The 13,455-nt window shown below is 67.9% G+C and carries 15 protein-coding genes and 1 pseudogene; all 16 read left to right on the top strand.

What is annotated here, in order from left to right:
* Window positions 1-31: 31 nt before the first annotated feature.
* Window positions 32-910, top strand: coding sequence for a hypothetical protein (locus tag ACIBBB_RS34655; RefSeq protein ID WP_398989183.1), 879 nt, complete (start codon window positions 32-34; stop codon window positions 908-910).
* 129 nt (window positions 911-1,039) lie between these two features.
* A complete protein-coding gene (gene cpaB, locus ACIBBB_RS34660; protein ID WP_398989185.1) occupies window positions 1,040-1,753 on the top strand; it encodes a Flp pilus assembly protein CpaB in 714 nt (237 codons plus the stop codon).
* A gap of 7 nt (window positions 1,754-1,760) precedes the next feature.
* Window positions 1,761-3,011 carry a CpaE family protein gene (locus ACIBBB_RS34665; protein WP_398989187.1) on the top strand — a complete coding sequence of 417 codons (1,251 nt, stop codon included), beginning with the start codon at window positions 1,761-1,763 and terminating at the stop codon, window positions 3,009-3,011.
* Between the two features lie 91 nt (window positions 3,012-3,102).
* Window positions 3,103-3,519: a TadE/TadG family type IV pilus assembly protein gene (locus ACIBBB_RS34670; protein ID WP_398989189.1), complete on the top strand. Its 417-nt coding sequence runs from the start codon at window positions 3,103-3,105 to the stop codon at window positions 3,517-3,519.
* Between the two features lies 1 nt (window position 3,520).
* Entirely contained in the window at window positions 3,521-3,901 is a 381-nt protein-coding gene (locus ACIBBB_RS34675; RefSeq protein WP_398989191.1) for a TadE family protein, read from the top strand.
* Between the two features lie 63 nt (window positions 3,902-3,964).
* Window positions 3,965-5,305 (top strand): CpaF family protein, encoded by a 1,341-nt coding sequence (locus ACIBBB_RS34680; RefSeq protein ID WP_398989193.1) that lies wholly within the window; start codon window positions 3,965-3,967, stop codon window positions 5,303-5,305.
* Window positions 5,306-5,374: 69 nt separating this feature from the next.
* Window positions 5,375-6,316, top strand: coding sequence for a type II secretion system F family protein (locus ACIBBB_RS34685; protein WP_398989195.1), 942 nt, complete (start codon window positions 5,375-5,377; stop codon window positions 6,314-6,316).
* Between the two features lie 20 nt (window positions 6,317-6,336).
* Window positions 6,337-7,227, top strand: coding sequence for a DUF5936 domain-containing protein (locus ACIBBB_RS34690; protein WP_398989196.1), 891 nt, complete (start codon window positions 6,337-6,339; stop codon window positions 7,225-7,227).
* A 58-nt stretch (window positions 7,228-7,285) separates the two neighbouring features.
* Window positions 7,286-8,617 (top strand): sensor histidine kinase, encoded by a 1,332-nt coding sequence (locus ACIBBB_RS34695; protein WP_398989198.1) that lies wholly within the window; start codon window positions 7,286-7,288, stop codon window positions 8,615-8,617.
* Between the two features lie 98 nt (window positions 8,618-8,715).
* Complete coding sequence (locus tag ACIBBB_RS34700; protein WP_398989200.1) at window positions 8,716-9,822, top strand: response regulator; 1,107 nt, start codon at window positions 8,716-8,718, stop codon at window positions 9,820-9,822.
* Window positions 9,823-10,043: 221 nt separating this feature from the next.
* Window positions 10,044-10,277: a hypothetical protein gene (locus ACIBBB_RS34705; protein ID WP_398989202.1), complete on the top strand. Its 234-nt coding sequence runs from the start codon at window positions 10,044-10,046 to the stop codon at window positions 10,275-10,277.
* 2 nt (window positions 10,278-10,279) lie between these two features.
* A complete protein-coding gene (locus tag ACIBBB_RS34710; protein WP_398989204.1) occupies window positions 10,280-10,948 on the top strand; it encodes a pilus assembly protein TadG-related protein in 669 nt (222 codons plus the stop codon).
* Between the two features lie 30 nt (window positions 10,949-10,978).
* Window positions 10,979-11,563: a hypothetical protein gene (locus ACIBBB_RS34715; RefSeq protein WP_398989206.1), complete on the top strand. Its 585-nt coding sequence runs from the start codon at window positions 10,979-10,981 to the stop codon at window positions 11,561-11,563.
* A complete protein-coding gene (locus ACIBBB_RS34720) occupies window positions 11,563-12,231 on the top strand; it encodes an OmpA family protein (RefSeq protein WP_398989208.1) in 669 nt (222 codons plus the stop codon). The genes ACIBBB_RS34715 and ACIBBB_RS34720 overlap by 1 nt, the downstream gene beginning before the upstream one ends.
* Before the next feature lie 275 nt (window positions 12,232-12,506).
* On the top strand, window positions 12,507-12,740 hold the full coding sequence (locus ACIBBB_RS34725) for a hypothetical protein (protein WP_189110977.1): 234 nt from the start codon (window positions 12,507-12,509) through the stop codon (window positions 12,738-12,740).
* A 248-nt stretch (window positions 12,741-12,988) separates the two neighbouring features.
* Window positions 12,989-13,455 (top strand): annotated as a pseudogene (locus tag ACIBBB_RS34730) (hypothetical protein); the annotation flags it as partial.

The raw sequence follows: 13,455 nt of genomic DNA on the forward strand, positions 1-13,455 counted from the left end.
ACTCCGACGGCCGAGCTGAACGGGGAACCAGGTGTCAACCGCCATAGCTGTCACCAGTCACGACCTGGTGCTGCCACCCACCGACCAGCAGACGCCCCCGGCGGCCCTGCTGCAGGCGCCCGATGCCCAGCCTCTGGAGGCTGCGCTCGCGGACATGCAGGTTCTGGTGGAGCAGCACGGTTATGTCGTCGCTGTCTATCCCGCCTCCATCCCGGTGGCGCACGAACAGCGGCTGCACACAGTCCGTTCTGTCCTGGAGAGCGACCGTATCTCCCTGCTCAAACTGGACCTACCGCCGCTCGGACTCGCCGTACTCGTGCGGCAGCTACGGCAGTTGTCCATCTGCGACTTCAGTGCCGGCGTCGTCGCGTCGGCCGCGCGGCTGCTCTCCCACTACATCCACGCCGGTGCTCTCCTCAACTCGGTCACCAAGCTCGACCGCGTCCCTGTCAGTCTCAAGTCGCACGCCAAGTCCTGGGTGCCGGGCTCACAGTTCGGTGTCCTGGCCAACCCCGATCCCCAGTTGATCAAGATCGGCAACGGTGAACTCACCGGACCCGAATTCGGCACCCAACTGCTGGTCGGAAAGGGACAATTGCAATCGGACTGGGTGACCGCGACACTCGCACCCGCCTGGCGGGTACAGGGAGTGCAGGAGATGTCACTGCTCTCGGATTCCCCGCGTTGGTGGGGGACGTCCAAGATGATCGAATTCGCTGCGTTCCTGCCGGATATCTCCGTTCTTTACCAGCTGGTTTCATCCGTACGTCGAGAGGTGTGTTCCTGGTGCGGTCTCGAACTAATCGGTGATCGTTGCGGATTCTGTTCGGCTCCGCTGTCAGCGTCCGAGAACCAAAGAGACGGTTCAGGTGTCCTGAACCAAGGAACACCAACGCGCCACGGGTCGTAACCCGCCTGCCAGGCGGTCCGTACGGACCGGAGTCAGGCGGCTCCCGGCACGTGCGGCAACCGCTTACTCCGTCTCCCCGCCCGCCCAGCCAGTCCCCGTCCCACGTCTTCGAACGAGGTTGTCCCGCTCATGAATTCACGGCAACGCCGCGGCATCATTCTTCTTCTCCTCTCGGTCCTCTGCGCCTTCGGCGCCTTCGCCGGCGTGCTCTCGGTGATCAGCGACGTGAATTCGAAGGTCGGACCCGAGGTGCCCGCGTACCGGCTGAAGGCGGACGTCGCTCCGTACACCGCCCTCGAAGAGGGGCAGTTCGAGAAGATAGAGATGCCCAAGCGCTGGCTGTCCGAGAACGCGGTCACCGACCTCTCGGTCGTCACCGGCAAGATCGCGGTCACCCAGCTCAAGAAGGGGTCGCTGCTCCAGGACGACATGATGGTCAAGCGGCCCGCCCTCGCCAACGACGAGCAGGAGATCGCGATCATGATCGACGCCGCGACCGGCGTCGCGGGCAAGATCAACGCGGGTGACCTCGTCAACATCTTCGCCACCTTCGCCGCCGAGGACCAGGACAGCAGCGCCCAGTCCCGGATCATCGTGCCCAACGCCAAGGTCATCGACGTCGGTTCGCTGACGCCGCTGGAGCCCAAGGAGGACGACCGGGGCAGCAGCACCGGACCGAGGTCGGCCGTCCCGATCACCTTCGCCCTCAAGACCAAGGACGCCCAGCGCGTCGCCTACGCCGAGTCCTTCGCACAGCACGTACGCCTCGCCCTGCTTCCCGACGACAGCCCCACCACGCTGCGCCCCGGGGAGAGCACCTACACGCTCGAAGGGGACAAGTGAGGGACGAATGACGACCAGAATTCTCCCGGTCGTCGGTGACGCCGACGCCGCCCGATCCATCACCAGCCTGCTCAGCCAGCTCCCCGACGCGGAGCCGGCCGGGCCGGTCGGTGACTCGACCTCGCTGATCGACACCCTGGCCAGGCTGGCCACGGAGTCCATCGACGAACTACCGGAAGTGGTTCTGGTACATGAGCGGATCGGTCCCGTCCCAGCCCTTGAGCTGATTCGGGAGGTGGCCCTCCGCTTTCCGGCGGTCGGGGTCGTTCTGGTCACCGCCGACGCGAGCCCGGGCCTCTTCTCCGCCGCGATGGACTCGGGCGCGCGAGGACTGGTCGGACTCCCGCTCAGTTACGAGGAACTCGCCCAGCGCGTCCAGGCCGCCGCTGCCTGGTCCGTGGGCGTACGGCGCCATCTCGGCCACGGCGGCGACGTGTTCACCGGTCCCGGTGGCACCGTCGTCACCGTGAGCGGGGCGAAGGGCGGCGTCGGCACGACCGTGGCCGCCGTCCAACTCGCCCTCGCCGCCAAGGCGTCGGGCATGACGGTGGCGCTGGCCGACCTGGACCTCCAGGCCGGCGACGTCGCCTCCTACCTGGACGTGCAGTTCCGCCGCTCGATCGTGGACCTCGCCACCATCCAGGACATCTCGCCCCGGGTGCTCCAGGACGCGGTCTTCACCCACCACACCGGCATCGGGCTGCTGCTCGCGCCGGGGGAGGGGGAGCGGGGCGAGGAGATCAACGACCGCTCCGTACGCCAGATCGTCAGCGCGCTGCGCAACCGCTACGAGGTCGTGATCGTCGACTGCGGTACGCAGACGACGAGCGCGAACGCGGCGGCGATCGAGATGGCCGACACCACCCTGCTGCTGACCACGCCGGACGTGGTGGCGGTACGGGCGGCCAAGCGCATGGTCAAGCTCTGGGACCGGCTCCAGATCCGCAAGGCGGAGGAGACCACGATCGTGGTCAACCGCTACATGCGGAACACCGAGATCCAGCCGCCGCTCATCGAGAAGATCACCGGCACCAAGGTGTCACGGATGGTCATCCCGGCGAACTTCAAGGAGCTGCACGCGGTGGTCGACGCGGGCAGGATGCAGGACCTGGAGTCCAAGTCGACGGTGAAGCAGGCGCTCTGGGGGCTCGCCGGGGAGCTGGGCCTGGTGAAAACCCCCGAAGGCGCGGAGAAACAGGGGAAGTTCAAGGGAGACCGGGGCTCGGTGGGTGTCCGCCGCGGACGATCGAAGTCATGACGGGGGATGACGGAGTTGACGGTGCGACGGGGATGGCGGGGACCACGGGGATGACCAGACGGATGACAAGGCTGAGGGGGCACGTTGAGCCATGAGCAATCCACAGATACGGGCAGATGAACGCGGCACGGCGGCGCTGACGGCGCGCCTGCGGGGCGACCGCGGCCAGGCCGCGATCGAGTTCACCGGCATGATGCCGATCATCCTGATCACCGCGGTCATGCTCTGGCAGGCCGCGCTGGTCGGCTACACCTTCTCCCTCGCGGGCAACGCGGCGGACGAGGCGGTGCGCGCCGGGACCGCGGCGTACGCGCCGACGCGCCAGCAGGCTTGCGAGGAGGCCGGCCGCAAACACCTGCCGGACGCCTGGAACGCGAACATCGACTGCTACACGGACGGGGACCTCTACAAGGCGGAGGTCGATCTCGACGTGCCGCTGCTCTTCCCCGGCTCCGTCAGTATCCCGATCGAAATACCTGGCCGGTCCGCCGCCGTGAAGGAGAGCTGAGATGCCGAAGCGATTCCTCCTTCGGAAGACCGGCGCGGAGCCCAAGGAGAAGGGCCAGGCCGCGATCGAGTTCGCCGGCCTCGTCACCCTCATGATCTTCGTCGGCCTCGCCGCCGTACAGCTCGGCCTCGTCGCGTACGCCGTGCAGCAGGCGGGCACGGCCTCCCGCGCCTCCGCCCGCGCGGCCTCCACGCTGGACACCGACTATGTCCAGGTCGGCAGGGAATCCATGAGCGACTGGCTGGCCGAGGACGCGACCTTCGAGCGGGAGCCGTCCTTCGGCGACGAGGTCAAGATCACCGCTCGTGTCCCGGTCCCGGCGATACTGCCGGTCTTCGACTTCGGGGACGCGGAGAGGACCGCCACCATGCCGCTCGACTGACCGAAGCGGCAGCACACACGCACCACCCGAGCATCACACCAGCATGATCTGGGAGTTGAGGACATGAGCCTGAGGGCGCGCATCAACAGCCCTGAGCCTACGAACGGGCTCAGTGAGGAGAGCCTGCTCGTCGCCGTGTACCGGGGCAAGCTCCTCGAAGAGATCGACCTCGCGGAGATGTCCTCACTGGCCGCGGCCGAGCGCCGGGCCAGGCTCGAACGGGTCCTCGGCCACATCATCAGCCGCGAGGGCCCCGTCCTCTCCTCCGGCGAGCGTTCTCAGCTCATCCGCCGCGTCGTCGACGAAGCCCTCGGCCTCGGCATCCTGGAACCCCTGCTCGAAGACGCCTCCATCAGCGAGATCATGGTGAACGGCCACGAGCAGGTCTTCGTCGAGCGCAGCGGCCGGCTGGAGATGCTGCCGATGCGGTTCACCTCCAACGAACAGCTGATGCAGACCATTGAGCGCATCGTCTCCACCGTCAACCGCCGTGTGGACGAGGCGAATCCGATGGTCGACGCGCGACTGCCGTCCGGCGAGCGTGTCAACGTCATCATCCCGCCGCTCTCGCTGAGCGGGCCCATCCTCACGATCCGACGCTTCCCGCGGGCCTTCACCCTCCAGGAGATGATCGGCCTCGGCTCGCTCGACGAGCAGATGATGATCCTGCTGTCCGGGCTGGTCCGCGCGAAGTTCAACGTGATCGTCTCCGGCGCCACCGGCACCGGCAAGACCACGCTCCTCAACGCCCTGTCCGGTCTCATCCCGGACGGCGAGCGCATCGTCACCATCGAGGACTCCGCCGAACTCCAGCTCCAGCAGCAGCACGTGATCACGCTGGAGACCCGGCCCGCGAACGTGGAGGGCAAGGGCCAGGTCACCATTCGTGACCTCGTACGCAACTCCCTGCGTATGCGCCCCGACCGCATCATCGTCGGTGAGGTCCGTGGCGGTGAGACACTCGACATGCTCCAGGCGATGTCCACCGGTCACGACGGTTCGCTCGCGACCGTCCACGCCAACAGCGCCGAGGACGCGCTGATGCGACTCCAGACCCTGGCGTCCATGTCCGAGGTCGAGATCCCCTTCGTGGCGATCAAGGACCAGATCAACAGCGCCGTCGATGTGATCGTCCAGCTGACCAGGCACGCCGACGGCTCCCGCCGGATCACCGAGATCGCCATCGTCGACTCCCACGGCCGCGAGGAGTACCGGATCGTCTCGGTCTGCCGCTACCTCGCCCAGCCGATGGCGGCAGACGGACGGATCCACGGCCACTTCGAGTACTACCCCCTGCCCCGGCGGATCGCGGAACGCCTCTACATGAGGAGCGAACCCCTTCCTCCCGCCTTCGGTGTCGCCGAGTCCGAGGAGCAACTCGCGCTCCGGAAGTCGGCCGCCTGACCGCGGGTCGCGACCACCGCCCCCATAACCGTCCCTGCCCGCCGCTCACCCAGAAGGTCCCCGCACGACATGGATAATCTTCCGCTCCTGACGATAGGCATCACGCTGCTGACGTGTGTGCTCGGCGTCATCGGCGTGCACGTCTACTCGGCGGGCAAGGCCCAACGACAGGTGCTTGTCGACCGGATGTCCCAGACGGGCCAGATGGCGACGGTCGGCGGCCGGCGACGGCGGTTCATCGGGCTCGACCGCAGGCTGCGCGGCACCGGCATCGGCAAGCGCATCGAGCACAAGATCGCGGTCACCGGCCTCGATCTGACACCGGGCGAGTACTTCATCTATGTGCTCGCCGGTCTGCTCGGTCTCTACTTCGTCGTCGGCGCCATATTCGCGCCGTTCTTCGGTGTGCTGGCGGCGCTCGTCGGCGTATGGGGCGGCAACGCGTTCCTGAACTGGCAGCGGGTCAAGCGGACCGAGGCCTTCATCAACCAGCTGCCCGAGCTGACCCGCGTACTCGCCAACGCCACCCAGGCCGGCCTCGCGATGCGTACGGCCCTGATCATGGCCGCCGAGGAGCTGGACAACCCGGCCGGCGAGGAACTGCGCAGGGTCGCCGACCAACTCGCCGTCGGACACTCCCTGGACGACGCGCTCGGTGAGCTGGCGGAACGGCTGCCCTCCCGTGAACTCGTCGTGCTCGTCACCACGCTGATCCTCTCCAGCCGCGCCGGTGGTCAGGTCGTCAGCTCGCTGCGCAACCTCACCGAGACGCTGGAGGAGCGCAAGGAGACCCGGCGAGAGGTCAAGACGATGCTCTCCCAGATCCAGGTCACCGCGCTCGCCGTCCCGATGCTCGGTCTCGGCTTCCTCCTGATGATCAACGCCACGACCCCCGGCGCGCTGGACAAGATGACCGGCTCGGCGCTGGGTCAGATCGGCACCGTGGTCGCGTTCGGCCTCTACGGCGTCGGCTTCTTCTTCATCCGCCGCATGTCCCGCATCCAGGTCTGAGAAAGGAGGGCACGCACATCATGGAACTTCTGCTTTCCGCCCTCATGGGGCTCGCCATATACGGCGTCTTCCACGGCGTACGGCTCTACCGCGCCGACGCCAAACTCCCCAGCGACCTGGCGATCGCGCTGGAGGTCGGCGCCACCCGGACCACCGCCGTCGGCTCCGGCATCGACCGGATGGGCATGCGCTACGCCCCGTCCGTGCTGCGGATGATGGGACCCAAGCGGGTCGACGCCCTGCGCCGCCGCCTCGACATGGCGGGCAACCCCGGCGGTATGACCGTCGACCGGTACGCGGCCCGCCGGGCCGTCTACGGCGCCCTCGGCGCGATGGCCGCGCTCTCCCTGATCGTCCGTGGCCAGACGGTCATCGCGGTCGTCGCCTTCGCCTACGGCATGCTCTGGACGGACGTCATCATCCGCAGCGCCATACGCAGGCGCCGCGCGGACATCGAACGCACGCTGCCGGACTTCCTCGACGTCCTCGCGGTCGTGGTCTCGGCGGGCCTCGGCTTCCGCCAGGCCCTGGAGCGCGTCGCGGAGAAGTACAAGGGGCCGTGGTCGGACGAACTGCGCATCACCCTGCGGCAGATGGACATGGGCGTGAGCCGCCGCGAGGCGTTCGACCAGCTCCGTAAGCGCAACGCGTCCGAGCAGGTGTCGATGTTCGTCACCGCGCTCCAGCAGGGTGAGGAGCTCGGCGCGCCGATCGTCGACACCCTGATCCAGATCGCCAACGACATGCGCCGCACCGACGCGCAGAACGCCCGGCGGAGCGCGGCACAAGCGGTACCGAAGACCACCCTCGTCGTGACCATGGTGATGCTTCCGGCGACCATGATTCTTATTGTGCTCAGCTTCTACTACGGTTCCGGCGTGGACTTCGGAGAGATCCTCTCCGGAGGCTGAGGCAACAGATGAACGCGTCGACCCGAGACCCATGCACCCGAGCGGGAGGTGACCCCCAATGGCCCCACGGTCCACGACTCTGACCGGCGGAATCCGCAGCGAGATCCCGAGTACGGCGACCACGCCGAACCACATTCCCTCGCTGCCGATCCAGGTCAACGCCCTTCAGGCGCTGTGCCGTCAGACGTTCGGCTTCCGGATGGCGATGATCGTCCTGGCCGCGCCGTTCGCCCTCGAACGCACGGCGCCGGGGTTCGCCACCTGGCTCGTGGGCTCCTCGGTGCTCGTCACCTTCATGGTCTCGTACATCCTGCTGCGGGACTGGGAGCGCTTCGGGCCCATCCTGCTGCGGCACCCGTCGCTGCTCGCCCTCGACATGCTGTTCGGCGCGCTGCTGCTGGCCACCGCCTCCCCGGACTCGACTCTCGCGTACGTCACCATCTGTACGCCGCTGCTCGCCGGACTGGTCTACGGCTGGCGGGGCGCCGCGCTCTTCGCGGTGCTCCAGTCCCTGATCGTGGGAGGTGCCTACGCCGTCAACACCGAGGTGGACGTGGCCTTCAACGCGCTTCTCCTGCCGGGTCTGTGCATCGTCGCCGGTGCGATCGGCAGCACGCTGCGCAACCTGATGCTCGGCTTCGGCACCGCCAGTCAGGCGCTCACCGAGGCCCGCGCCCGGCTCGCCGTCACCGGCGCGGTCGAGGAGGAACGGGCCCGGCTCGCCCGCGAGATGCACGACTCGGTGGCCAAGACGCTGCACGGTCTCGCGATGGCCGCCGACGGTCTCGCCAGCACGGCCGACCGGATGGACCCGCTCACGGTCAAACACCAGGCGGAACTCGTCGCGCGCTCGGCCCGCCGGGCCGCCGCCGAGTCCCGCGAACTCCTCTCCGACCTGCGCCGGGAGTCGGGCCTCGACGGCGGGGTCGACGTGTCGGCCGAACTCCGTTCGCGTACCGAGGACTTCGGTCGGCGTCATGGCCTCCAGGCGTCCTTCCGGCAGCTCGGCGAGACGGGTATGCCACCCATTCCGCACGCCGTGGCCCGGCACGCGCTGACCATCGCCACGGAGGCGATGGAGAACGCTCAGCGGCACGCGCACCCGACGTACGTCGACGTCTCGGCGGGGGTGGTCCGCGACGTGCTGCGTATCAGCGTGTACGACGACGGGCAGGGTCTGCCCGAGGGCACCTCGCTCGAAGACCTCAGACGGGCGGGCCACTTCGGCCTCGTCGGCATGGTGGAACGCGCGGCGTCGATCGGGGCCCGGATCCGTATCGGCAGAGGCCGGGCGGCCAAGGGCACGGAAGTACGACTGGAACTCTCGCTCGACGCCCTGGGACTGTCCCAGGGCGGACTGCCGCAGCAACCCGAGCCGATGCTCAACTGACCGTGCAGCAAAGGCCCGTACCGACCCGCACCGATCTCACCGACGACCCGCGCCACCAACCAACCACCGTTCCCACCCATGGAGAGGAGGCCGCAGCCATGCCGGACGACATCTCACGGAGTTCCGGGCAGCACTGGACGCAGCAGTCGCACGTATCGCAGCACTCGTCCTCGCACGCCACACCGCTCAGCTCGGAGCACACCGCCGGAGTCCCCACGTCAGCACCGCCGGCGGCATCCGAAGGATTCCCCGCCCTGCCAGGGCCGATGCCCACCGCGCCCCCACTGCGTGTCGTGGTCGCGGACGACAACCCGGTCGTACGAGCGGGGCTGAGCGTCCTGCTGTCCGGCCGCGACGACATCGAGGTCGCCGCGGAGGCCGCCGACGGCCGCCAGGCGTACGAACAGACGGTCCAACACCACCCGGATGTCGTCCTGTTGGACGTCCGTATGCCGGGTGTCGACGGGATCTCCGCCCTGCCGCACCTGGTGCGGCTCGCGCCGGTGCTGATGATGACGTACAGCCGCGAGAGCGAGATCGTCCATGAGGCACTGCGTCTCGGCGCGGGCGGCTATCTCGTCCACGGTGAGTTCACCGCCGACCAACTGGTCGCCGCCGTAAGGGACATCAAGCAGGGCCGGGCCCACTTCACGCACTCCGCGTCCAGCGCGCTGCTGGCGAGTGTGCGGGGTGCGGGCGGCGCCGACCCGGGGGCCGGAGCCCTTCCCGAGGGACTCGGTACGGCGTTCACCGGCCCCGGCTACCAGCCCGCGCAGCCGGGCCATTCATCTGCGAACGCACACGCCGGGCAGGGCCACCCGTCGTACGTTTCTCCCCCAAACCGGCAAGTACTACCCGGTGATCGGGAGTTGAACCCGCAACAATTTGCTCCTGGGTCTTCGCTTTCGCAAGCGAATGTGGCACATTCTTATCAAGGACAGGCGATGCCGGGGATGCCCGGCACAGCCGGGGCGGCCGGTTCACCGGACAGCCTCTACTCGGAGCTGAGCCAGCGGGAGGTGGAGATCATGGACCTGATCGCGTCAGGGATGACCAACCAGCAGATCGCCTCCGCCTGCTTCATCAGTCAGAAGACCGTCAAGAACCACATCAATCGCATCTTCGCCAAACTGAACGCCGGCAGCCGGGGCGAGGCAATCGCGTTCTGGCACGGAGCACGAGGGGGGTCGGCCGGTCGTGGCTGAGCGTGCTGGAGGCCGTGAGGGCCGAGGTATCAAGAAGGGGACCCAGTCGGCGAGTTGGGCCCGGAGCTGGGCCTTGGGGCCCATGCTGAGGGGTGCCCTGTCGTCGTACGTTTCTCATGTCGCCAGCGAGACCGGCCAGGAGGAAGCCGGAAGCGCGAGCGACACCACAGATTCGTACGAGTCGGCCGGTCGTCGGCCGACCGACACTCAGGGGGATTCCCATGTCGAACGTCACGCTGAAGGCCGCCACCAACGCCAAGCTCTACGTGGGCACCTGGGCGAACACGGCTGTCACCGCGATGAAGCGCCGGAGCGACAAGGGTCAGGGCGCGGTCGAGTACGTCGGCGTCATCGTGCTGGTGGCCCTGATCATCGCCGCGATCGTGGGCTCGGGCGTGGCCGACGAGATCGCCGGCGGTCTGTCGGAGAAGGTCGGCGAGATTCTCGGCGGCTGATAGTGCGCGACTCCCGCGAGGCTGGGCAGGCCGCTCCCATCTACATCACGATGGTGGCGGGCCTGCTCTTTCTCGCGCTCGCGTTCTTCGCGGTCGGCCAGGCGGGCGCCACACGCAACGGTGCCCAGTCCGCCGCCGACGCGGCAGCACTCGCGGCGGCCCAGGAATCACGGGACGAGTTCCGGCTCGACCTGCTCGGGAATCTTCTCAACCCCGGCTATCTGGACGACATCTTCAACGGCAACCCCCTCGGGACCTACAACGGCTGCGTCGCGGCCGGTCGCTTCGCCGAAGAGAACGACGCGGACATCGATGTGCCCGCGGGCGGATGCGGCTGGACGGATGACGGCAGGTGGGCCTTCACGGTCCACGTCGTCACCAAGGAGACGATGGGCGACAGTGTGCTGGGGGAGGACGCCGACAAGAAGGCCAAGGCGCACGCCACGGCCGTTGTCGAACCTCGGTGCAGCTTCGAGCCGGCGGAGGAAGACGAGGACTCCGAAGAGGGTTCCGAGGAGCCCGATGAGGGAGACGAGGGAGACGAGGGCGAAGAAGAGCCTGTCTCCCCGGGCGAACTCGTCTGTGATGGTAAGGGTCTGACCATCGACCCGGTGGACCCCGTGCTGCCTGACATGTCTGTCCTGTTCTCCGTCCGACTGGCCGAGGACTGACCGCGAGTGAACGCAAAGGATCATTTACTGATGAATATCCGGCATGGAATGAAGGCCCGTAGGGTGGCGGGCTGCGCCCTCGCGGCCGTGGCGCTGACCGTGTCTCTGACGGCGTGCGGCAGTGGCGACGACGGCTCGAAGGACGACGGCGCGTCGTCGTCGGCCCCGAGCGGGGACAACTCGAAGGACGACGGCGGCAACACGGTGCCGGACACCAGCCAGACCCTTGCGACCATCAACGGGTCCAACGGATTCCAGGTGGTGATCAACACGGCCACCCGCGACGACGGCGGATTCCTGACGGTCTCGGGGACCATCAAGAACACCAACGGCGACAGCACGCAGGTGCCGCTCCAGTGGAACGGCCAGGAGAACCAGGTCAAGCGCACCGGCCGGTCCCTCGCCGGTATCACACTGATCGACAAGGCGGAGAAGAAGCGCTACTACGTCCTGCGGGACACCGACGGCTACCCGCTGACCACGACGGGCATCACCCGTATGGACGGCAACGCGACCGAGAACTTCTTCGCCCAGTTCCCGGCGCCGCCCGAGGGCACGTCCGAGGTCGACATCCAGGTTCCGCTGATGCCCAACGCGACGATTGAGATCTCCTGATGCGTGCCACCACGGCGCGCACGCGCCGGGCCATGGTGCGGCCGGCGGCGACGGCCATCGCCGCCGCGGTCCTTTTCACCAGTGTTCAGTTCACGATGGCGGCGAGCGCGTCGGCCGACGAGTCGCCGAGCACCCCGCCCGGCACGGAGTCGACGTCGCCGCCGCCCGAGGTCGACGGGAACAACCCGGGACTGAAGCTCCGTGACGGTGCCACTCTCGCTGCGGCGAGGGTGCTGCCGATCATCTCCGTCGTCGAGTCCGAGGGCGGTGAGGAGCGCCGCGAGGACACCAGCGAGACGGTGAAGTTCGCGCTCCAGTCCGAGGTGCTCTTCGGCAAGGACAGCGCGAAGCTCTCCAGCGCCGCGAACGACCGAATCGCCGCTGTGGCGGCGGAGATCGAGAAGCAGGGCGCCCAGAAGGTCCGCGTCTTCGGCTTCACGGACAACCTGGGCTCGTCCGCCCACGGCGACGTCCTCTCCAAGCAGCGCGCGCAAGCGGTGCACGGAGTCCTGGAGAAGGAGCTGACCGCCGCCGGCATCACGTACGAGATCCGGGGTTACGGCGAGCAGTACCCGATCGCGGACAACGGCAACGAAGAAGGACGCAAGAAGAACCGCCGCGTGGAGATCTCCTTCCCGCGCGGCGACACGGACAGTTCCCAGAACTGATCCGCCTGTTCCGTCTCGGGGCCCGCCGGCCGGTGTCGTATGCGCGTCGCATACGACACCGGCCGGTTTTCTGGCTGCCGGGCCCAAGCCGTGGCTGGGCCTGAGGTTGGGCCTGGGGTTGGGCCTTGGGGCCCATGCCGGGTCCCCCGGTGCCGCCGTATGTTTCTCATGTCGCCAGCGAGACCGGCCAGGAGGAAGCCGGAAGCGCGGGAGACACCAAAGACTCGTACGAGTCGGCCGGAAGACGGCCGGCCGACACAACAGGGGGAAATCACATGTCGAACGTCACGCTGAAGGCCGCCACCAACGCCAAGCTCTACGTCGGCACCTGGGCGAACACCGCCGTCGCCGCCATGAAGCGCCGCAGCGACAAGGGTCAGGGCGCGGTCGAGTACGTGGGTGTCATCGTCCTGGTCGCGCTGATCATCGCCGCGATCGTCGGCTCCGGTGTCGCGGACGAGATCGCCGGCGGCCTGTCCGACAAGGTCGCCGAGATCCTCGGCGGCTGATCCACCGGACTCGCAGCGAGCAGGGCAGGCCGCACCCATCTCCGCCAGGACGGTGCCGGACCTGCCCTTCTCGCGTCCGCGACCCCTCTATGACCCCCCACCTCTGCCCCGACCGCCGGTACGACAGGCGGCCGGGGCAGTGCCCTGTCCGTCTTTGTCGTCTGTCGCTCGGCCGCCTGGGAACTGAGCCTGGTATTGGGCCCTCGGGCCCATGACCCGGGCCGAGTTGGCGCCGTAGCGTCGCGTGTATGTTGCCATCGGGGGTAGTACGTCGGATTCGTCACATCCGACGCCGGGCGCGGCAGTCCCTGCCGCGCACCGACGTCCGGCTGTTGGGTGCGTTGCGCAGATCGTCTCAGCGTGGGCAGGGGGCGATCGAGTACGTCGGCCTGATTGTCGTTGTCGCGGCGATCGTGGGCGCGTTGGTGGGTACGGGGGTCGGTCCGGCGCTGGCCGATGGGATCAGTACGCAGGTCTGCGAGATCACCGGTGGGGGCAATTGCGGTGGTGGCAGTGACACCGTCGCCGAAGATGATCAGGACGACGAGGGCGGGGAGGAAGTCCCGCCCGGCGGTACGATTGGTGATCCCGCTTCTGACACAGGTAATGACAGTGGCGGGAAGTCGCAGACGGAGATTGATTATGACGCTGCTCTGAAGGAGTTGCAGGACGCTCAGGCGGCGGAGGAGAGCGACTCCGGCAAGGCGAAGGAAGC

The sequence above is a fragment of the Streptomyces sp. NPDC051217 genome (assembly GCF_044455465.1).
GTDB lineage: Bacteria > Actinomycetota > Actinomycetes > Streptomycetales > Streptomycetaceae > Streptomyces.

Coding starts and splice junctions, on each gene's coding strand:
- cpaB (WP_398989185.1), top strand. CDS start 1,040: ATGAATTCACGGCAACGCCGCGGCATCATTCTTCTTCTCCTCTCGGTC.
- ACIBBB_RS34665 (WP_398989187.1), top strand. CDS start 1,761: ATGACGACCAGAATTCTCCCGGTCGTCGGTGACGCCGACGCCGCCCGA.
- ACIBBB_RS34670 (WP_398989189.1), top strand. CDS start 3,103: ATGAGCAATCCACAGATACGGGCAGATGAACGCGGCACGGCGGCGCTG.
- ACIBBB_RS34675 (WP_398989191.1), top strand. CDS start 3,521: ATGCCGAAGCGATTCCTCCTTCGGAAGACCGGCGCGGAGCCCAAGGAG.
- ACIBBB_RS34680 (WP_398989193.1), top strand. CDS start 3,965: ATGAGCCTGAGGGCGCGCATCAACAGCCCTGAGCCTACGAACGGGCTC.
- ACIBBB_RS34685 (WP_398989195.1), top strand. CDS start 5,375: ATGGATAATCTTCCGCTCCTGACGATAGGCATCACGCTGCTGACGTGT.
- ACIBBB_RS34690 (WP_398989196.1), top strand. CDS start 6,337: ATGGAACTTCTGCTTTCCGCCCTCATGGGGCTCGCCATATACGGCGTC.
- ACIBBB_RS34695 (WP_398989198.1), top strand. CDS start 7,286: ATGGCCCCACGGTCCACGACTCTGACCGGCGGAATCCGCAGCGAGATC.
- ACIBBB_RS34700 (WP_398989200.1), top strand. CDS start 8,716: ATGCCGGACGACATCTCACGGAGTTCCGGGCAGCACTGGACGCAGCAG.
- ACIBBB_RS34705 (WP_398989202.1), top strand. CDS start 10,044: ATGTCGAACGTCACGCTGAAGGCCGCCACCAACGCCAAGCTCTACGTG.
- ACIBBB_RS34715 (WP_398989206.1), top strand. CDS start 10,979: ATGAATATCCGGCATGGAATGAAGGCCCGTAGGGTGGCGGGCTGCGCC.
- ACIBBB_RS34720 (WP_398989208.1), top strand. CDS start 11,563: ATGCGTGCCACCACGGCGCGCACGCGCCGGGCCATGGTGCGGCCGGCG.
- ACIBBB_RS34725 (WP_189110977.1), top strand. CDS start 12,507: ATGTCGAACGTCACGCTGAAGGCCGCCACCAACGCCAAGCTCTACGTC.